Here is a 20130-nt window from a genome sequence, read left to right as displayed (position 1 = left end):
CTTTAAACCCGTACAGCAGCCGCTTGCCTCATCGTCTTCTTCCGCACCGTAAGGCGCTCGATCAAGTCCGTACGCAGATCGTAGCCTCTTCCGGGCCTGTCACTCACTGTGATCGTTCCTTTTTGGGACACAATGATCTCCGGCTCGACGATGTCCTCTTTCCAGTATCGCTTCGCGGCCGAAACATCGCCTGGAAGAGAGAAGTCGGGCAGAGTCGACAAAGCCACGTTGTGGGCACGTCCGATGCCGCTCTCGAGCATGCCGCCGCACCACACTGGAATGTTGTTCGCGGCAGCGACATCGTGAATGGCAATTGCTTCGCTAAAGCCTCCCACGCGACCCACTTTGATGTTGATAATTCCGCACGATCCTAATTCAATCGCAGCGCGCGCACTGCGAGCATGGTGAATCGCTTCATCGAGACAAATGCGCGTCTTGAGCTGCTTCTGCAAGGTCGCATGAAAATAGAAGTCGTCATTCCATAATGGTTGCTCGATCATCAGCAGATTGAAGCGGTCGAATTCTTTGAGATGCTCGACATCGTCGAGCGTATAAACGGAATTAGCATCGCAACTGAGCAAAATGTTCGGCCATCGAGCGCGGACGCGTTCGAAAACTTTGAGATCCCACCCCGGTTTGCACTTCAGCTTGATGCGCTGATAACCAGCAGCCAGTTCCTCTTCAATTTTGTTCAGGAGCTGTTCAAGGGAGTTTTGGATGCCCAGCGAGACGCCGCAGGCGATCTCGCGGCGTGTTCCGCCTAGTAAGCGCCATAACGGAACATCCTTGAACTGGGCCTCGGCCTCCCAGACCGCATTCTCGAGGGCCCCCTTGGCCATGCGATGACCGCGGACGCGCTTCAGCAGAGCGGGAACGTCGCGGCCCGAATCAATCTCGCGGCCGAGCAGAGCCGGAGCCAGTTCGGCTTGAATGACGTACCACCCTGTCTCCAGAGATTCCTCGCTGTAGTAGGGATGCTCGCCCGCTACGCATTCGCCCCAGGCAGAGACTCCGTCGATCTTCAGTTCAACAAGCAAGACGCGGCGCTCAGTCGTTCGACCGAAGCTAGTTTCAAAGAAATGCACGAGCGGCATGTGCAGTTCGTGCATCGTGATGGACTCTATGTGCATGAGGCCGCTTCCTGTTCCACGGAGCCAAACTCAAATCGTTCTTCCGGAGGCGCCAGCAGAAAGATGCCGTTGCCTTCCTGATCTCGCTTGTAGCCCAACACAGTAAGGCCGCGAGAGAATGCGTTCAGAAACTGCTCGCGATTCGCAAGTTGCGTTTCAAGCGCGCGATCGCGAGTCGTCGGATCACTTTTCCACTCATAAATATGAGCGGGCACCTTGATCACCATCGCTGGATCCACCGCAATCGATCTTCCCTCTTCCAGAAGTTGCCGTACTCTGTTCGAGTTCAGCCACCACTCTGCAATGCAACGGTCGGTGGGCAGTCCGCCTTGTAACTGAGAAGACGAGATGCCGTATTGGTTGATGGTGTAGCGCCTGACTATGGCGCCCAGCTTCTCGATGTTTAGATAAGCGTTCTTAATCTCGAGCGGATCGAAAGTCCACTCCATCAGCTCAAACTTTCGCGCGATCGCGTCATCACGCTGAGCTAATTTGAGTCGCCGTCCAAGTCCGGCATTGCGATACTTTTCACGTACGGCGAGCATGTGCGAGTGAAGATAAGTGTGGCCATCGCGCGCACCCGGAATCGACAACGCAAACCCGACGAGTGTTTCTCCTGCGAACGCTCCAATTACTTGTCCACCGATCTTGCTGGCTACAACGAACATGCGAACCGGGATCAGATCTGCATCGGAGAACCCCCAAACTTCGCGCTGCAAATCCACGCATGCCTGAAATTCCGCTACTTCGCGGCAGTGGTGCAGCGCGATGGAGTCTGTCGGACTGTTATCGCGTGAAGCGGCAGCGCTCAACGCTTCACCTCCTCGGCGGCCTTGGAGTTTTGCCAGAGCTTTTCCATTTCGTCGATGTTCATTTCTTCGAGAGGTCGTCCTTGTTCGCGCGACTGATTCTCCATACCTTCGAAACGCCGTCGGAATTTCTGTGTAGTCCTGCGCAGCGCCGACTCTGGGTCCACGTCGAGAAAACGGGCAAGGTTAACGAGCACAAAGAACAAATCTCCAACTTCTGCCTCGATGCGCTGGTGAAGCTCGGGAGAAACTTGATGTGTTCTCGAACCTGCATGCCCGCCAGCAGGCTTGATCGGTTGAGGAAGTTCTGCAATGTCGTGTTTGAGTTCGGCGACTTCTTCGTCAAGCTTTTCAAAGATGCCAGTGATCTCTGACCAATCAAATCCGATCGAGGCAGCTTTGCGACTCAGTTTTGTCGCTTCAAGCAGCGCCGGCATCGCGCGGGATACTCCAATGAGGAGCGATTGCCTCTTGACCTCGTCCGTTAGCGCATTCTTCCTCGAAGCTTCAGTTTTCTTAAGAGCTTCCCAATTGCGAACAACCTCATGTGAGCTAGCAGCCTTGGTGTCGCCGAAAACATGAGGATGGCGTTTTACAAGCTTGTCAGAGAGTCGGTCAACAACGTCATCAATAGAAAAGTATCCGGCTTCCCTCGCCATCTCTGCGTAAAACAGGACTTGAAGCAGCAGGTCACCCAGCTCCCCTGACAGCTCCTGCCAGTCGCGGTTTTCGATGGCCTCGAATACTTCGTACGTCTCTTCCAACGTATAGGGCTTGATTGAATCGAAGGTTTGTTCACGATCCCACGGACAGCCGCCCGGCGCCCGGAGGCGCGCCATGATGTTCACCGCTCGTTCAAATTTCTCGCCAGTAGGCATATAGCTAATCTAAATGACGCGCGCGCTGATTGTCAGTGGTAACGCTGCTATCCTCTTCTCGTGAAGGCGTACACCGAGTACTTAAAGTTCCATACAAAGAAGCATCGAGACTACATCCACATCACTCCCCAAGTAGAAACTGCCGTGAAGAAAAGCGGAGTGGAGGAAGGCCTGGCCTTTGTATCGGCGATGCACATTACCGCAGCCGTCTACGTGAACGACAACGAATCGGGATTGATTGAGGATATCGACGAATGGCTGGAGAAACTCGCCCCGTTTCGCGAGGACTATCGCCACCACAAAACCGGAGAAGACAATGGCGATTCGCACCTCAAAAGTCTGCTGCTGCACCAGTCCGTAACCTTGCCGATCACAAAGGGCAAGCTGGATCTGGGGACCTGGCAGCGGGTGTTCTATGCGGAGTTCGATGGCCAGAGGGAAAAGCGCGTCATCATAAAGATCATCGGCGAATAAGCCTGCAGCGGCGCTGGAGTCTAGACGCGGCTTGCGGCTGAAACTCTCGTCCCTAAATCTTGAGATTTTGGAACGTGATTCCGCTGCGAACATCCAATCCCGAGTATCCTGCTGAAACAGTATGAAGATCGGAATCACGTGTTATCCCACATATGGTGGCAGTGGAGTCGTTGCCACTGAGCTGGGAATTGAGCTCGCCCATCGTGGGCACGAGATTCATTTCATCTCGTACTCGCAGCCTTTTCGGCTGACTACGCTGCACGACAATATTCGCTATCACGAAGTTACCGTTTCTCAATACCCACTGTTCGAATATCCGCCCTATGATCTTGCACTAGCCACGAGGATGGCGGAAGTTGCGGAAATCTATGATCTCGATCTCCTGCACGTGCACTATGCGATTCCTCATTCGGTAAGCGCAATGCTCGCGCGGCAGATGCTGGCTAGTGCTACCTTTCCTCGTCATCTGCCCTACGTGACGACCTTGCACGGCACCGATATTACACTCGTAGGACAAGATCCCTCCTACCTTCCCGTCACCAGGTTTTCTATCGAACAAAGCGATGGCGTGACGTCAATTTCCAACTACCTTCGGGAGCGCACGGTGCAGGAGTTTGCAGTTCGGAATCCGATCGAAGTGATCTACAACTTCGTGAATTGCGACTTGTACAAGCGGCCGAAAGATATCAGCGCCGATCGTTCAATCTTTGCTGAGCCAGAGGAGAAAATCCTTGTTCACCTATCGAATTTCCGTCCGGTAAAACGCATCGGTGACGTGATTGAGATTTTTGATCGAGTGCAGAAGGAAGTGCCTTCACGGTTGATCATGATTGGAGACGGTCCGGAGCGTTCGGCAGCGGAGTGGCAGGTGCGACGCCTGGGTCTGTTGAATCGAGTCCATTTTCTCGGCAAGCAGGACAACGTGCACGAGAAGCTGGCAATCGCCGACTTGATGCTATTACCAAGCCAGCTCGAGTCCTTTGGACTGGCAGCTTTAGAGGCGATGGCCTGCGAAGTACCTGCGATTGCGACCAACGTTGGCGGCCTGCCGGAAGTAATAGAAGATGGCAAGAATGGGTTTCTCGCTGAGGTGGGCGACGTGGAGCGAATGGCTCGTTGTGCGATCGAAGTGCTCTCCGACGAAAAGCGGCTTCGGGAAATGGCGAAGCTTGCTCGCTTTGAAGCGCAGTCGCGCTTCTGCGCGTCGAAAATTATTCCTCAATACGAGAAGTTCTATCAGCGTGTGCTGGAACGCGCCTCGTAGATCGCAGACGCAGCCGAGAATTCCTTGTCCGTCTGTAGTAACGGCAGCTCGATTGAGATCCTCGTTCCCTTACCCGGACTGCTTTGCACCGTCATGTGCGCATTGGCACCGTAGAGCACCCGCAGGCGCTCGGCGACGTTATGCATTCCGATTCCCTCCGTGTGCAGGTCGGCAGCATCCGCGTCATCACGCGTATACCGGCGACGATCGCTGAAACGGCCATTGATCGCCGCCATTCCGACTCCGTCGTCTTCGATCTCAATGCGCACGCGATGTTCAGGCTGTAATCGGCTGCGGATGGTGATCTTTCCACCCTCGATTTTGGGAGCCAGGCCATGCTTGATCGCATTTTCAACGATCGGCTGTAGCATCATGCTCGGCACGATCACATCGAGAGTTGGGGAATCAAGATCCTTCATAACCTGCAGCTTTTCTGAGCCGAAGCGCGCGACCTCGATATCCAGATAGTTGTCAATGAACTCCATCTCCTCTCGCAGCAGCACAAAAGCGTCATGCTTCCTAAGTAGCGAACGCAGGATGTTCGCCAGCTTCACAATCAGGTCACGCGCCTGCTCGGGGCGAACGCGCACCAACGAGGAAATCGAGTTCAGCGTGTTGAAGAGAAAGTGAGGGTTGATCTGGCTCTGCAGTGCATCCAAGCGGGCTTGCAGAAGGAGTCGTTCCTGCTCCTCAAGTTTGAGTTCAATACGGGTTGCATTCCAGATCTTGATGGGAATGGCCACTGCGGCGATAGTTCCAGCGTAGACTGCCACTTCCACCCAAAAAGTCTCGCCATGCAAGAAGAACAGTCGGCCGGGAAACGCACGCCCTATTTGCTCGCGGAGAAATTGCAGTAGCAGAATTCCAACGAAAAAGGCGACCTGCCAGTCGTGTCTTGGACGCGGAAAATTTCTGCGAACCCATCGGTAGACGCTCAGGTCAACCATCGGGGAGAACGACCAAATGTCTTCGCGATTGGCTGCGTACTCGCGAAACGCCCCGGCAACATATCCGGCAAGCGCGTCTAACGGAAATGCTAGAAATTCATGCCGCCACAATTCCGGGATTGCACACAAAGCAGCCAGCGCGACTCCAGCCAGGCGGCCACCCATCACGCCGACAATGATTGCGCTTTCGAATGCAACGTCAGCGGCAGAGAAACTCGGAACCGTGGCTCGGACCCATACACCGAGCGCCACCGGAACGCCGACGAATAAGACGATCTGAAGCTGCTGGCGCGTGCTGCGAATCTCGTTGCGAAACAGAATGGACTTGAAGTAACGCGATCGCACCACGGCACTGGCAATGGCCGCGACCACGCCCAGCCGAATGAGCAGGGTGATGAGTATTAACTTCTGGTCCACGCAGATGTAAGCCTAGCAGGAATGGCTGGCTATAATTAAGAAGTGAAAGCACCTACAGCTAAGCCAGAGGCCAAAAAGCGCGCGGAAGCGGATTTCCCTACTAAATTCGGGCACTTTCGCATACTCGGATTCGAGGGGAATCGTCGGGATCCCGAGACTGGTCGTCCTGAAGCCGCTGTTGCTTTGGTGATGGGAGACATCCATTCGCAAGCTCCGCTGGTGCGAATCCACTCACAGTGCCTCACCGGAGATGTCTTTCACTCACTGCGCTGCGACTGCCGGCAGCAACTCGAATTAGCGCTTCGGCTAATTGCCGACGCCGGAGCAGGGATCCTTCTGTACGAACAGAAGGAAGGCCGTGGCATCGGCCTGATCGCGAAACTGCAAGCGTATGAACTCCAGGATCAGGGGCTCGACACCGTAGAAGCCAACGAGCGACTTGGATTCAAAGCTGACCACAGAGAGTTCGAGTTACCGGCGGCCATGTTGCACGCAATGGGAGTGGGAAAGGTACGTCTGATCTCGAACAATCCTTCAAAAGTTTCTGCGCTGTCGAGCGCAGGAATCCGAGTAGTCGAACGTGTTCCCTGCGAGCCACTGGTCGGCGAACGTTCAGCCGCATACCTTAAGACAAAGAAGGAAAAGCTAGGGCATCTCCTCACTAAGAAGAGCTAAGAAGGTTTTTGTTTGCGGCTTCTGTCGAAGCTACTCAGTGGGAGAGGACCTTCCTAGTTCCGATGGTTCGACTCGCATCAGAGTAGCTGCAATTCTTCGTGCCAATTCCGGCGATGACATCTATGTGCCAATATGCGTCATCACATATGGGTCATGCCGCTAAGTCGGAAACGCCGTCTGCCTTTGGTGCGCGAAGCGGACGCATCTGGACGAACTCTGGAGATCTATCATGAGATCAAGGCGGCGCTCGGAGTTCCGCATGTAAACCCGATATTCCAGGCTTACGGCGCTTTTCCGAGGTTCCTCGACTTGATGTGGAAGACGTTGCGGCCCGCGGTAGAAACGCGCGAGTTCTTTCAAAACGCCGAACGATTGAGAGCCGAAGCGTACACTCGTGCTCACAACTACCTCCTGATTCCAGATCTCTGCAGCAGTATCCGTGAGATTCAATTCTCAAGCGGAGCACAGCATGAACTTACTGATGTAGTGGAGCTCTTTCATTACAACAATCCGCTCCTGCTGCTGATCACAGCTCTCCAGTTGCAAGCGTTTGAAGATGGCCCGGCCCAAAAGCGAAGTGCCGCAACCGGCGCCGAACATCCTGTGATCGCTGAGAAGCCCGTGCAGGTAACGGAAGAAATCGCGCCGCCTCAGACACGCAAGATTTACGACGACATCAAGCGAACTCTCGGCGTCGCCGTTGTGAATACCGACTACCAGGCTCTGGCGCGCTGGCCCGATTTTTTGAGCCTGTATTGGAATGCTTTCAAACCCGCAGCATCGTCTCCTCTTTACGGAGAGAGCCGTCACGCACTTCGAGAGTCGGCTTTGGCGCTCGCGAGCGAGCTCCCGAACGCTCCGCAACTAAGTGTGGAACCCATGCTGGAAGCTGGGCTGAAGGATGACGAGATCAGCGCGGCCCTCCACATTACCGAGGAATTCCTTGAAAATCTCTCGGGCCTTGTGCTGAACGTTGCCTTTGCAAAAATCGCTCTGGAGGGTGGTAATAAGTTTCGAGCACCGTTGCGTGTGCTTGAGCAATTACCAGAGCAATATCCGAATCGCCCCGAGCGGGCCGCCTAGACGCAGCTTCCGAGTTTGGCTGCCAGCAGACGCAGAAGACCAGGATCGAGGTAATCAAGAAATGCTGTAAATACTGGCTTTTCCTTCACACCCTCAATTCCCTGCTCAACTCTTGAATCGGAGTTGCGAAGTACGAAGGCGTCCGCGCCACCCAGCTGTTGCCTCGTCGATTCTTTGAAATCGTTCTGGGCAGCATCCAGAAGTAGCAGCAGTAAGTCGTGTTGAAGAAATTCCGCTGCCGATGCCGACTCCACAATTACAGCAGTAGTCGTCGAAATCTCCTTCATTAGCACGGAGCAAACTTCCCTTAAGGAACGATTGTCAGCTTGAACTAACAGGCCGCGGTCTGCTCCTGAGTGGAGAAATCTGGCCGCATCGGTTTGATCGTCCGTCGCACTCTGCTCCCAAATAATCCATCCAGGACCCTCCGTTAGCACTTCGCAGTTCTCAGCCGGGTGCCGATGATTGGAGAATTTCACTGCAGTCCACTCGGCAGCAGGAAAGGCTTTGATGATGTTGCAGATCAGAGTAGTTTTGCCGGCATCCTTCGTTTGGCCACCGACGATGATCCGTGCCATAACGGCAGCCTACTCTCTCTTTTTTCGCGTAAGCCGCGAAAGAGTGGCGAGTTCCTTTAGATACTCCTTAAGTGGACGAGCGGGCGTTCCCCAAAAAACGATACCCTTCCCTCGAACAACCTTGTTGCTTAGAATTCCGCTGCCGGAACCAAGAATCACGCCGTCTTCGATTTCTACATGATCGCCGATGCCCACTTGGCCGCCGACAATGGCCCCTGATCCAATCCGGGAACTCCCCGAGATTCCTGTCTGGGCAGCAATGACAACGTCCTCACCAATCTCCACGTTGTGCCCAACATGAACCATGTTGTCGAGTTTTGTGCCGCGACGAATCACGGTTGCGTCGAGTGCGCCCCGATCTACCGTACAGTTGGCGCCGATCTCAACATCATCTTCGATGATGAGGCGGCCCACTTGGGGAAACAAGTAATAGTGTCCAACGTCGTCGCGCACATACCCGAAGCCGCTCGATCCAAGTACGGTTCCAGCCTGCACAACAACTCGATTCCCAAGTTTTGTTCCGGAATAAATAGTTACGTTTGGGTCGATCCGGCACCCCTCTCCGATAACTACGTGCGCGCCAATAACAGAGTTCGCCTCGATGGACGTGCGGTTGCCGATGCTGACTCCGCTTTCAACCACAACTCCGGGACCGATCCAGGTATCTTCGCCAATCTTCGCGGACAGATGGATTTGTGCGCTCTCGTCATGCCCAATGCGCGTCTCAGCGTGTGAGAACAGAGCTGCAACGCGAGCGAAGGCGAGCTTAGGATCACGCGCGATCAGGAGCGACTTGGTACTGTGCACATTTGCCGCAAACTGGCCAGTCAACACTAGCGCAGCGCGTGATTCCAGCGCTTCTTTCAACCTAGCATCATCGGCGGCGAAGACAATGTCTCCATCGTTCGCTGACCGGATACTCGAAATCCCTCGCACCCGCGTTGCCCCGTTTCCGTTAAGAACTGCACCGCAATGACGTGCGATGTCCTGGGCCGAATGGGTTGAGGCGTTAGGGCTCATTTCAGTAGATCGGCGGTTCTCCGGCGGGACGGGTCTTCCATCTGCGGTGAACCCATAACCACTGCTCAGGATATCGGGTCACGTAGTCCTGGATCACGCGATTAAAGAGCGCCGTATTGCTAATCGCGTCAGCGTCATCGTCTCCGGTTGAGGTTAACTGCAGCGTTGGATCAAAGCGAACGCGATATTTCTTCAGTTTCTTGTCCCAGATGGTAAATGCCGGAACGACCGCAGCGCCGGAGCGTAGTGCGACTCTGGCCATTCCCGATGCTGTGCAAGCAGGTTTGCCAAAGAAATCCACGAACACTCCCTGAGGCGGCGTCATGTTTGTGTCCATCAGGATTCCCACGGTTTCTCCCGCCTTCATTGCAGCCAGCAGCCCGCGGGCAAAATCCTCTTTGGCAAAAGTCTGGTTCCCGTGCAGGGTTCGATAGCGCTCCACTAGCGCGTCTACCTTGGGATTATCCAGGCGGCGAACCACGATCTTTATCGGATGGCCGAAGATCGAGTGTACGAAGGAACCGATCTCCCATGCGCCCAAGTGGGCCGTAAGAAGCAAGACACCGCGGCCCGCATCACGAGCCGTTGCGTAGTTTTCGAAGCCATTGTAAACGGCAACACTGCGGGCATTTTCGGCGCTATAGCGTGGAAACATACAGAACTCAGCAAGATGACGTCCGAAACCAACGAACAACTGACGCACGATGCGGCTTCGCTGTTGCTTTTGCATTTCCGGGAACGCAATCTCAAGATTACGTAGGCCGACAGTTCGCAGGCGTCCAACCAAAATGTACGCTGCCATTCCCAGCCCGATCCCCAAAGCGCGCGACAAGCTGCGGGGAAGAATTCCAAGCACTCGGACGAAGAGCCAGACCAACGCATATTCGAAGTTCTGCCGCATTAGGAAGGTGCGACGGTAGCATCCGTGGACATACGAGCGCAATCAGCAATCATCGGCAACCGTTGAATCAGTCAATCCCCAGGCTCTTCCACTTCTTGTCGACGATTGCTTTAATCCCGGGATCCATCGTGATCTCGTCCGGCCATGGACGTGAAAAGCCCTCGGTAGACCACTTTCGCGTTGCATCGATTCCCATTTTGGAACCATAGTTCGCGAGCCGCGAGGCGTGATCGAGGGAGTCGATAGGCCCGAGGGTAAATTGAATGTCCCGCTCGGGATCGATGTTGTTCAGCGCCTTCAACGTTACGTCACCGATGTCGTGGACATTCACGTCCTCATCAACCACAACGATGCACTTAGTAAACATGGCTTGTCCCAGTGACCAGATTCCATGCATGACTTTGCGCGCCTGTCCGGGATAGGACTTTCGGATGGAGACGATCATCAGGTTATGAAAAACACCTTCGACGGGAAGATTCACATCGACGATCTCTGTCAAGGTTAGCTTCATCAGCGGCAGAAAGATGCGCTCGACGGCCTTGCCCATCCAAGCATCCTCCATCGGGGGTTTGCCCACAATCGTGGTGGCGTAGATCGGATCCTTCCGGTGTGTAATGCAGGTGACGTGGAAAACAGGGTAGGCATCCTCCAATGTGTAGAAGCCTGTGTGATCTCCAAAGGGACCTTCCGGGCGAAGCTCGTCGAGCTGCACGTATCCCTCAAGAACAATCTCGGCATTCGCAGGAACTTCAAGATCTACGGTTTCGCACTTCACCAACTCGACGGGTTCCTGCCGGAGGAAACCGGCGATGATGAACTCCTCGACATCTGGCGGCGCTGGAACGATCGCTGAAAACGTGAGCGCCGGATCGGTGCCAATCGCAACTGCAACGTCCATCTTCCCGACGGGGCGGTCCCCTTCCGCGAGCATGCTGCCGCCTGAGGAGCGAGCCATGATGTCAACTGCTGCGCCTCTGTTTCCACCTTGCTCGTTCGAGGCCACACCCATTCGCAGTCTCTCGCGATAGTGTTCTGCCGCAACCTTTTGGCGTTGCCAATGCATGCCAGTCGTGCGCTCGTCATATACCTGCATGCGATACATGCCCACATTTCGCTTCCCTGTTCTCGGATCGCGCGTGATCACACACGGCAGGGTAATGAAGCGTCCACCATCCTGGGGCCAGCATTTCAAGATGGGAAAATCAAGTAATGAGAATTTGTCTTTCTTAACTACCTCTTTGCACGAACCGGTAGCTACTGTCTTCGGAAAGAACTTGCCCATGTCCGCCAGCATGGGAAGCATCTTCAGCTTTTCGAGAAACCCCTCCGGCGATTTCATGTTCAGAAGCTCGCGTATTCGCCCGGCGATTTCATCAAGGGAATCGACGCCGAGCGCCATCTGCATCCGCTTCTCCGAGCCAAATTGATTGATCAGGAGTTTAGAACCAGGATGGCCTTTCAACTTCTCGAAAAGCAAAGCAGCACCGCCGGCCCTCTGCCCTTTTGACTTCGACGCGCGGTCGGCGATCTCAGTAACTTCGAGAATTGGATCTACTTCGGCGCGAATGCGCTTGAGTTCTCCTGCGCGTTCGAGCGCAGCCATCCAATCGCGCAGATCTCTGTGGGGCAAGGAAGCTCCTAAGCCTCTAAGCTCCTAGCTCTAAGCGGCGGAGCTAGATGGAAGTTCGAAAAGACTTGATTATACGGAGGTGCGCGAAAAAACCTCAGAGTCTCAGTAGCTTAGGAGCTTGTTCCGCGTCCAACCACATTCCAGCAGCACACATCCTAGATTAAGGACTCATTTCTTCGCCCTGAGGTCTCCTCTTCGAATGGCATCCAAACTGAACCGTGAAGCTGAATATCTGAATGCGCTCTTCTCGTTGACGCTCAATCCTATACAGGCAGGCAGGGCCGTATCTTTAGTTGCATCCCTGACCCCGGACGAGCGTTCGGAATTCGTTTCGTTAGCGGACTTACACCATGTAGTCGTGCGCAGCCTGAACACTGTAGTGGACCAAGCCACACGCGATGGCAACACAGGGTTGGCGGAGTGGGCGTCTGCAGAGTTAGACAAGGAACATAAACGCATCTCAACAGCCCTGGTGTATCTGCAGAACATCTGCGAGGAACTGGAAAATGCCAAGTGTCCGACGACGGTAATGAAGTCCCTGGATCATTATCCTGACCTTGGTAACGACCTTGATCTCTACAGCACTGCCGACGAGCGCGCAATCTGTAAGGTGATGACCGGAAAATTCAGCGCGCACATTGAAGCACGTAGCTGGGGCGATCGGCTGGCGCACAAATGGAACTTCGCAGTCCCTGGCTTGAAGGAGTCAGTCGAAATCCACGTTCAGCGGCTGGGACAAATGGGAGAGCACATGGCTCTCGCTCGCCGTTTTGTGACTCGCCGCGTCCTGAAGGTCGTCGAAGATAAGACGTACTACGTCCCTGCTTCTGAAGAACGCATCATCGTGGCGACTCTGCAGCGGATGTACCGGCACTTTTACTTCCGCGTGTGCGACATCGTCAATTCTGCCGCCATCATTGAGTCGGGTGAACTGAACTTTGACGAATTGAAACGAGCGACCCAAGCTGCCGGCATTTGGCCTGGAGTCGCGACATACCTGATGGTTGTCTCAGATCACGTAAGGCAATATCGCGGCACTCCGCTCGCCCTGCCTGACTTTGTGTTGGCCGCAGCGCGGTTTGGCGGCAATGAGGTCAAGCCTCGCGCACGATTCCTGCGTGTGCCGGTGCTGCCTCATGGCGCCGCGCTCTATACCTATCAGGTGACTCAGGCTGCCGCCCGTGGAGATGTTCCCGCGACCTTCCGGCTGAGTTTGCTTCCCTACTTAGCTTCGGCAGCCGCCTTCGCCTACAAAGTGACGGGCAGCGATAAGGGAGTCTGGTAAAGGCATCTGACCATGCATGACTTCCCGGAGCGCCGGGCGCACGGAGCTCCCGATTCCTATCTCGCTGTAAGCTGAAGGACGTGCCTCCTCAGATTCTCGTCGGAACTGCAGGCTTTTCCTACAAAGACTGGGAAGGTATTGTCTATCCCGCCGGCCTCAAAAAGAAGCAGCACCCCGTCCAATTCCTGGCCCAGTACTTCGACTGCTGCGAGATCAACACGTCGTTCTATGGACACATTCGCCCCAAGACAGGCAAGGAATGGTGTGATCTCGTCGCCGAGGTGAATCCTGCATTCCAGTTCACCGCGAAGCTATTTCGCAGTTTCACGCACGCGCCGGGCGCGTCGTTACAATCCACCTCCTCAGCAACCCTCAATCCTCTGGAAGAAGACGAAGCCAGCGCGAAGGAAGGACTGGATTCGATCGCGGTAGAGAACAGACTCGGGGCTCTTCTCATTCAATTCCCCATTTCGTTCAGGAACACCGATGAAAATCGAGACTATCTTGAGAAGTTGATCAAGAAATTCCGAGAGTATCCGTTGGTAGTCGAGGTGCGGCATGCCACATGGGATAGCGAAAAGGTGCTTTCGGAGTTTGCCGCACAGAGCGTCGCCTTCTGCAACATCGACCAGCCACAGCTCGGCCGTGCTATGGCAGCAACCGACTATTCAACCGCTCCTATCGCTTACGTTCGACTGCACGGACGGAACTACAAGGAGTGGTTTCAATCGGACAATCGCAACGATCGTTATAACTACCTGTACACGCCTCAGCAGCTAGAGCCCTGGAAACAGAAGATCGAACGCCTTGGGGAAAAGGCGGAGAAAACCTTTGCCATTACCAACAATCACTACAAGGGAAAAGCGGCTGTGAACGCCCTCGAATTGAAAGGCATGCTCAGCCGAAAGAAAGTAAAGGCGCCGGGCACGCTCGTAGATCATTATCCCGAATTGAAGGACTTTGCTGAAAGGGACTAGCGTCCCTCCTACCCAATGCGCCTCAATTTGCTCCGTATGAGCACCTCACGGACTGAATCAGTGAGGGCGTTTAGCGAATAGGCTTTTACAACAAATGCGTCCGCTTGTCTGAGTATTTCCGGTGGAGGGTTGTGGTTGCCTGTGACCAGAATCACCGGCATCTCAGGATCAAGGCAGCGAAGGTTCGCCACAAAGGCGGAATCTCTGGGAGACTGCGGGAAGAGGTCGGTGATTACGAGATCGAAAGTCTCTGTTTTCAGGCGGTTAAGGGCATCCGTGGGAGATTCGGCGGTTGCCACTTCATATCCCGCCCGGGCGAGAACGATCTCATTGAGTTCGTTGATACGTGGATCATCATCTACGCACAGAATTCGGGCGCCAGGCATGATGGTGGGAGTGCTTTCACTAGATAGGATGCACTATCCACGAGGCCGCAGGGGTTAATTTCCCAATTCGGCACGGTTACCTAAGGACACCATGCCCATTGTCCGATAGGACAATGTACTCCGTACGTTGAGGCCGATTTGAGGAAAGGCTTAAGTCTTCTCAGCTCGCAACGAAGCCGCACGTCGCTCCATCTCCAATCCTAGACGTTGACGGAGCGTACTGCGGTCCTGTGCGCGTGCGAGCGCTTCGCGAAGTTTGTGAGTTAACTCGGTGGAACTAAATGGCTTTTGGATGAACGAAACGTCAGCATTGGAGACGCCGTGGCGCAGCGTTACGTCGTTGGTATAGCCGGACATAAAGAGCACACCGATGTCGGGCCGCATCTGCTTTACCCGCCGCATCACCTCTGGCCCCTTCATTTTGGGCATCATGACGTCGGTCAGAAGGAGGTCAATGGTGCCGCTGAATTGAGTGCAAATGCGCATTGCCTGATGACCGTCTGGGGCCATCAGGGCGGTGTATCCCATCGTTTCCAAGGTCTCGAAGATTAGATCTCTCAGTGGCTCGGAGTCCTCGACTACAAGAATCGTCGCACCACCACGGCTCTGTGCGAGGTTTGGGGCCGGCAATTCTCGAGAGGCGGCCAATCGAGTAGCAGGCAGATAGATCTGAAAGCTGGTTCCGCGGCCGACCTTGCTATCCACTTCGATGTATCCGCCGCTTTGCTTGATGATGCCGTATACCGTTGCCAAGCCCAATCCGGAGCCTTTGCCCACAGCCTTGGTGGTATAAAACGGCTCAAAGAGGTGACCTCGAGTTTCATCGTCCATACCCGTTCCGGTGTCGGTGATGGTGAGACGGACAAACGGCCCGGGCGTCACGCCCAATTTAGGAGCCGATGGCTCCTCGACAACCACGTTTTCGGTTTCAATGTGAAGCTTGCCGCCGTTCGGCATGGCATCGCACGCGTTGATTACCAGGTTTAGCAATATCTGCTCGACCTGAACAGGGTCAGCCATGATGGCCAACAGACCTGGATACAACGAGGTCGACAAGGAAATGTCGTCCTTGACGAGACGGTGCAGGAATCCATCCGGATTGCCGATGATCTCGTTGAGGTCGAGTGCCTTGGGCTGCAAAACCTGCTTTCGGCCAAAGGCCAGCAGTTGTCGCGTGAGTCCGCTTGCAGTGTCGCCCGCTTTCCTTATTTTTTCGATCTTTCTGCGCTGCATTTCTGAAGTATCGGGGTCCGTGAGGAGCAGCTCGCTGTAACCGAGAATCACGTTGAGCAGGTTGTTGAAGTCGTGGGCCACCCCGCCGGCAAGCAGCCCGATCGCCTCCATTTTTTGCGACTGCTGCAGCATTCGTTCCGATGCTGCTAACGCGCCCTTCGCGACTTCTTCTTCTGCCTCTGACCGGTCGAGCCGTGATGCAGAGATCCATATCAACCCGGCGAAGAGGAGGATCTGCGCGATAACGAGGGCGGCAACAATGAATCGTACGTCACCAACCATCGTGGAAGTGCGAATCGCGAGGAGTCCCAGCACGAAGGGGAAAACTATAGCGGCAGCGAGCAGCTTGCGCGCTAGCCATCCAGAAGGACGCGCGGTGGTCAGCACCGCCATGAAACCTTGATAAGGACTGTAGGCCAGAATCGAAATCGCCAGAACTAGAAAGCCGAGGCCTGTATGCAGTCCCATCGAGGCATATCGAGACGAACCGTACAGCAACGGAACTCGATACAGATATCCAATAATCGTTAGAAGCGCGCTCAGCCCAACGAAACTCGCCAGCAGTTGCGCCGCTTTGAGTGCCCGCCTGCTTCGGTTGAGCAGGAGCAGCGCAATGCCTGTGGCGCAGAAATTAATCGCCGTAATGTAAGCAATTCGCCCCGGATAGATGAGTTCAGTGCGATCGAGAAAGAACAATTCGTCGAGCTTCAGATCGCGGTGAAGCAGGTATTCAGCCAGTGTGAACAGGCCGATCATCAGCGTGGTCAATGAAAGCAAAGCGGCGGGATAGCGGAGCTTCTTGAAAGAATCGGACCGAACCAAAAAGAGGAGCGCGAGTCCACCGCAAACAAAGCCAATCGCGGTGTTCGCCTTCATGCAGATGTGTCCAGGAACAATGCTCTTCAGGAAGGCTATCTCGAAGAGCCAGCCAGACAAAACTATGGCGCCCAGAAGGACCGACAACATCGCGCCTGCGCGCGTGATGGTCCTAAATTGGGAATCATTGTTGGGCATGAACCGCAAGCTCTGTCCACTGTCACAGCGAGTTGCTGCTCAAGCGCGACAATATGGCCAGAATGGTCAAAGCACGAACGATGCCACTAACGTTGATGGCTAAATGTCTGATTTAATTACATTTATAATTGGGCGCCGAGTGCGTCTTTGGGCCAAATTGTCGCAACGCCAGTCTCACTACGACAGGTTGATACTTTCTATTTTTCGACTCGACCGCTGTTTGTTGTCGGATCGGAGCGGCACCGGAGATGCTTGGAGTCACTCAATTGCGAGCTTGTTTTCGCGGTGATAGACTCGCCTGAGTCGATAAGCGAGCGGGAGTAGTTCAGCGGTAGAACGCCAGCTTCCCAAGCTGGATGTCACGGGTTCGATCCCCGTCTCCCGCTCCAGCATTCAGCGACGCCCAAGGGAGAGCGTCCGAGTTCGGGGAGCTATAATTCAAGCATCTTGAGTCGGCTCCGCGTTATCTTCGTTTTAGCCTTATTTTCTGCGGTTTTGTGCTCCGCCACTGCCCAGTCTATGCAATCGTCAAATGCGCCGAAGGAGACTCCGGACTTCGCGGCCACGAGCAACCGGACAGTGCTCATCCTGCCATTTCACAATGATTCGAAGGCGCCCGGACTGGAGTGGATCGGCGAAGCCTTTTCTGAAGTGCTGGGACAGCGCATGCAGTCTCCGTCCATCTTTGTGATCAGCCGGGAAGATCGCCTCTACGCGTTCGATAGAGTCGGAATCCCCGCTAGCACACAACTATCTCGCGCCACGTTGCTGAGAATCGCTGAGCAGATGGGCGTCGACTATGTCGTGCTGGGCAACTACAACTACGATGGCAATTCTTTCTCGTCGAAAGCTCAGTTGCTGGATATGCGCCGGCTGCACTTGTCGCCATTCGTCGTCGAATCGGGATCGTTGCTGCAGTTGATCGACATTCAGGCCGCGACTGCATGGGACCTGATGCATGTCATCCAGACGGAACTTGCAGCCACCAAGCAGGACTTCATCGCGGACACAAAGGATATCCGTTTGGATGCGCTCGAGAACTACGTACGTGGAGTTGTGGCCACGAGCAACACCGAGAAGATCCGGCGTCTGAAAGAAGCAGTGCGCCTGAATCCAAACTACAGCGTAGCCATTCTCGCGTTAGGAAAAACCTACTTCGACCAGCGTGATTACTCCTCTGCCGTCGTTTGGCTAGCAAAAATTCCGCAGTCGGATAAACATGCCGCGGAGGCGAACTTCTTTCTGGGATTGGCCGCGTACTACAGCGGCAACGTAGATCGCGCCGCGGAGGCCTTCAAAGTTGTGGCCGACAGATTTCCACTCACTGAGGTTTACAACAACCTAGGTGTGGCTGAAGCTAGACGAAACAAGTACGGCTCGCTGGACTATCTGAAAAAAGCAGTGGCAGCGGATCCGACGGAACCGGACTATCACTTTAACCTTGCCCTATCGCTTGCCCGAATCGGCGATAAGCAAGCAGCAGTCCGCGAATTGAAGGAGACGCTGAGCCTTCGGCCCTCAGACACCGAAGCCAGGAATTACCTGCAAACGCTAACGATATCGAGTGCGTCTTCGAGTCGCCCGCCGCTTGAACGAATCAAGCGCAACTATGACGAGGCGTCGTTCAGGCAGCTTGCTTTTGTCATGGAGAATGCGGAAGAAGCGCAGATGGCAAACTCCGATCCAAAGAAGCATGCGGCCATGCATGTAGATCAGGGAAGGCAGCGCTTGTCGCAAGGCTTCTACGAGGAAGCCCGCGACCACTTCCGCAGAGCGCTCGCCCTCGATCCGCAGAATTCCGACGCGCGCTTGGGATTGGCGAATGCGCAAATCGCGCTGAACGACTTGGCAGGCGCTCGTTCCGAATTGGAACGATCGCTGCATGACCGGCCAACTCCGGATGCCTATGTTGCTCTCGCCCAGCTACATCTTAAAGAGAACAAGCTGGACGCCGCTAATCAGGACCTGGCACAGGCACTTCGCCTCGAGCCAGCCAACAGTTCCGCCCTGCAACTGAGACAACAAGTTACCTCCCGGCTCGACACCCCGCCGAGGGCCAAGCAATGACGCGCAGAATCCGCTCGTGGCGATTGTCGCTTTTACTCCTCGTGCTCGCCTCTGTATCGGCGCACGCCGACGTAGTCCGAGTAGTCATCGACGGAACCATCAATCCAGTTTCGGCCGAATACATCGAACGAGGCCTGGCCCGAGCCGACGACCAGCATGCGCAGGCTTTGCTGATCGAAATCCGAACTCCTGGTGGACTCAGCGATTCTACGCGCGACATTATCGCCAAAATGCTCGCGTCGCCGGTTCCTGTGATTGTGTATGTTTACCCGACCGGAAGCAGATCGGCCTCTGCAGGCTTCTACATTCTGGAAGCCGCTGACGTTGCTGCGATGGCTCCCGGTACCAACACGGGAGCCGCCCATCCCGTGTTGATGGGTGTCACCATGGATCCCGTGATGAAGGAGAAGCTGGAAAACGATTCTGCCGCTTTCATCCGCTCTTACGTAGCCAAGCGCGGTCGCAACGTTGAGGTTGCTGAGAGTGCAGTCCGGCAATCGAAATCATTCACCGACCAGGAAGCGCTGCAACAGCACCTGATCGACTATGTGGCGAAGGATTCTTCCGATCTTCTCAAGCAAACCGACGGTAGGACGGTGACTCGTTTTGACGGGCGAACACAAGTTCTGCACACTACGGGAGCACAAATCACGGACTACCACATGTCGGTAAAGGAACAGATCCTCTCGTTCCTGATGGATCCGAATATTGCCTTTCTCATCCTGATGATTGGCCTGGCTGCAATCTATGCCGAGTTCAATCATCCGGGCGCGATCGTTCCTGGGGTGGTGGGGATCATCTTCGTCGTCCTGGCGGTTTTCGCGCTCAATCTGCTGCCCATCCGCTTTGCAGGCGTGGCGCTCATCCTGACTTCGTTCATCCTGTTCGCTTTGGAGGCAAAGTTTTCCACGCACGGCGCGCTCGGGGTAGGCGGCATTGCAGTGATGATCCTTGGCGCTCTGTTGCTAGTAGATGGACCCATCCCACAGATGCGAATCCAGCCAATTACCGCGTTTGCGGTCAGCATCACTTTTGGGCTGCTCACGATCTTCCTGGTGAATATCGCGGTGCGAGCCCGCCGGGGCAAGGTCGTTACCGGCGAAAAAGGCCTGATGGGAGAACTGGGGACGGCACAAACGCCCCTTCGGCCAGAGGGAAAGGTGTTCGTGCATGGCGAGATCTGGAACGCTTATTGTCCTTCCGGCGCGGAGCCAGGCCAACCGGTCCGCGTAACCGGCATCCATGACCTCGTCCTTACCGTAGAACCTGTCTCAGTGGGTGTACCCGCTGGTTCCACTCTGAAATAGCACACTCTCGTAACTTCCACTCAGGCTTATGCTTGAGTCGGGCGACACAACTCCT

Annotated in this window: 18 protein-coding genes and 1 tRNA gene; 9 read left to right on the top strand and 10 right to left on the bottom strand. The window is 54.9% G+C overall.

Annotation, left to right across the window (positions count from 1 at the left end; translation table 11 throughout):
- Positions 1 to 2: 2 nt before the first annotated feature.
- From menC to mazG, 3 genes are read right to left on the bottom strand one after another with little or no spacing between them, the layout of a single operon-like run.
- Positions 3 to 1130: an o-succinylbenzoate synthase gene (gene menC, locus VNX88_05230; protein HWY68043.1), complete on the bottom strand. Its 1128-nt coding sequence runs from the start codon at positions 1128 to 1130 to the stop codon at positions 3 to 5.
- Positions 1121 to 1942, bottom strand: a complete 822-nt coding sequence (locus VNX88_05225) for a GNAT family N-acetyltransferase (GenBank protein ID HWY68042.1) — start codon at positions 1940 to 1942, stop codon at positions 1121 to 1123. Before VNX88_05225 ends, menC begins: the two co-directional genes overlap by 10 nt.
- Complete coding sequence (gene mazG / locus VNX88_05220; protein HWY68041.1) at positions 1939 to 2817, bottom strand: nucleoside triphosphate pyrophosphohydrolase; 879 nt, start codon at positions 2815 to 2817, stop codon at positions 1939 to 1941. Before mazG ends, VNX88_05225 begins: the two co-directional genes overlap by 4 nt.
- A gap of 60 nt (positions 2818 to 2877) precedes the next feature.
- On the opposite strand from mazG, the gene VNX88_05215 reads away from it, so the two are divergent.
- Positions 2878 to 3291, top strand: coding sequence for a secondary thiamine-phosphate synthase enzyme YjbQ (locus VNX88_05215; GenBank protein HWY68040.1), 414 nt, complete (start codon positions 2878 to 2880; stop codon positions 3289 to 3291).
- Positions 3292 to 3412: 121 nt separating this feature from the next.
- Complete coding sequence (gene bshA / locus VNX88_05210) at positions 3413 to 4555, top strand: N-acetyl-alpha-D-glucosaminyl L-malate synthase BshA (GenBank protein HWY68039.1); 1143 nt, start codon at positions 3413 to 3415, stop codon at positions 4553 to 4555.
- On the opposite strand, the gene VNX88_05205 is transcribed toward bshA, so the two are convergent.
- On the bottom strand, positions 4528 to 5919 hold the full coding sequence (locus tag VNX88_05205; protein HWY68038.1) for a histidine kinase: 1392 nt from the start codon (positions 5917 to 5919) through the stop codon (positions 4528 to 4530). The two genes, bshA and VNX88_05205, sit on opposite strands and share 28 nt — an antisense overlap.
- Positions 5920 to 5961: 42 nt before the next feature.
- Between VNX88_05205 and ribA the strand changes: the two genes are divergently transcribed.
- The gene (gene ribA, locus VNX88_05200; protein ID HWY68037.1) at positions 5962 to 6594 is read left to right on the top strand and encodes a GTP cyclohydrolase II; all 633 of its coding nucleotides are present in this window, start codon (positions 5962 to 5964) and stop codon (positions 6592 to 6594) included.
- A 153-nt stretch (positions 6595 to 6747) separates the two neighbouring features.
- Positions 6748 to 7677: a halocarboxylic acid dehydrogenase DehI family protein gene (locus tag VNX88_05195; protein ID HWY68036.1), complete on the top strand. Its 930-nt coding sequence runs from the start codon at positions 6748 to 6750 to the stop codon at positions 7675 to 7677.
- Here VNX88_05195 and VNX88_05190 read toward each other — a convergent pair.
- Genes VNX88_05190 through VNX88_05175 form a run of 4 tightly spaced genes read right to left on the bottom strand, consistent with a single transcriptional unit; the run spans position 7674 to position 11806 of the window.
- Complete coding sequence (locus VNX88_05190; GenBank protein ID HWY68035.1) at positions 7674 to 8255, bottom strand: hypothetical protein; 582 nt, start codon at positions 8253 to 8255, stop codon at positions 7674 to 7676. The genes VNX88_05195 and VNX88_05190 overlap by 4 nt on opposite strands.
- A gap of 9 nt (positions 8256 to 8264) precedes the next feature.
- Complete coding sequence (lpxD, locus tag VNX88_05185) at positions 8265 to 9275, bottom strand: UDP-3-O-(3-hydroxymyristoyl)glucosamine N-acyltransferase (protein HWY68034.1); 1011 nt, start codon at positions 9273 to 9275, stop codon at positions 8265 to 8267.
- A gap of 1 nt (position 9276) precedes the next feature.
- A complete protein-coding gene (locus tag VNX88_05180; GenBank protein HWY68033.1) occupies positions 9277 to 10218 on the bottom strand; it encodes a lysophospholipid acyltransferase family protein in 942 nt (313 codons plus the stop codon).
- Between the two features lie 25 nt (positions 10219 to 10243).
- Positions 10244 to 11806, bottom strand: coding sequence for a UbiD family decarboxylase (locus VNX88_05175; protein HWY68032.1), 1563 nt, complete (start codon positions 11804 to 11806; stop codon positions 10244 to 10246).
- A 199-nt stretch (positions 11807 to 12005) separates the two neighbouring features.
- Between VNX88_05175 and VNX88_05170 the strand changes: the two genes are divergently transcribed.
- On the top strand, positions 12006 to 13091 hold the full coding sequence (locus VNX88_05170; protein HWY68031.1) for a hypothetical protein: 1086 nt from the start codon (positions 12006 to 12008) through the stop codon (positions 13089 to 13091).
- An 80-nt stretch (positions 13092 to 13171) separates the two neighbouring features.
- Positions 13172 to 14068 carry a DUF72 domain-containing protein gene (locus tag VNX88_05165; GenBank protein ID HWY68030.1) on the top strand — a complete coding sequence of 299 codons (897 nt, stop codon included), beginning with the start codon at positions 13172 to 13174 and terminating at the stop codon, positions 14066 to 14068.
- 8 nt (positions 14069 to 14076) lie between these two features.
- Here the strand turns inward: VNX88_05165 and VNX88_05160 are convergent, their stop codons facing one another.
- Positions 14077 to 14454, bottom strand: coding sequence for a response regulator (locus VNX88_05160; protein HWY68029.1), 378 nt, complete (start codon positions 14452 to 14454; stop codon positions 14077 to 14079).
- Between the two features lie 150 nt (positions 14455 to 14604).
- Positions 14605 to 16701 carry an ATP-binding protein gene (locus VNX88_05155; GenBank protein HWY68028.1) on the bottom strand — a complete coding sequence of 699 codons (2097 nt, stop codon included), beginning with the start codon at positions 16699 to 16701 and terminating at the stop codon, positions 14605 to 14607.
- 314 nt (positions 16702 to 17015) lie between these two features.
- On the opposite strand from VNX88_05155, the gene VNX88_05150 reads away from it, so the two are divergent.
- The 3 genes from VNX88_05150 to VNX88_05140 all read left to right on the top strand — a co-directional run bounded on the left by VNX88_05150 (position 17016) and on the right by VNX88_05140 (position 20075).
- A tRNA-Gly gene (locus VNX88_05150) sits at positions 17016 to 17090 on the top strand.
- Between the two features lie 130 nt (positions 17091 to 17220).
- Positions 17221 to 18768 (top strand): tetratricopeptide repeat protein, encoded by a 1548-nt coding sequence (locus VNX88_05145; protein HWY68027.1) that lies wholly within the window; start codon positions 17221 to 17223, stop codon positions 18766 to 18768.
- Positions 18765 to 20075 carry a nodulation protein NfeD gene (locus VNX88_05140; GenBank protein ID HWY68026.1) on the top strand — a complete coding sequence of 437 codons (1311 nt, stop codon included), beginning with the start codon at positions 18765 to 18767 and terminating at the stop codon, positions 20073 to 20075. The genes VNX88_05145 and VNX88_05140 overlap by 4 nt, the downstream gene beginning before the upstream one ends.
- Positions 20076 to 20130 lie beyond the last annotated feature (55 nt).

The sequence above is a fragment of the Terriglobales bacterium genome, assembly GCA_035567895.1.
Taxonomy (GTDB): Bacteria; Acidobacteriota; Terriglobia; order Terriglobales; family Acidobacteriaceae; genus Gp1-AA112.
This window is presented reverse-complemented; position numbering and strand designations above follow the sequence as displayed.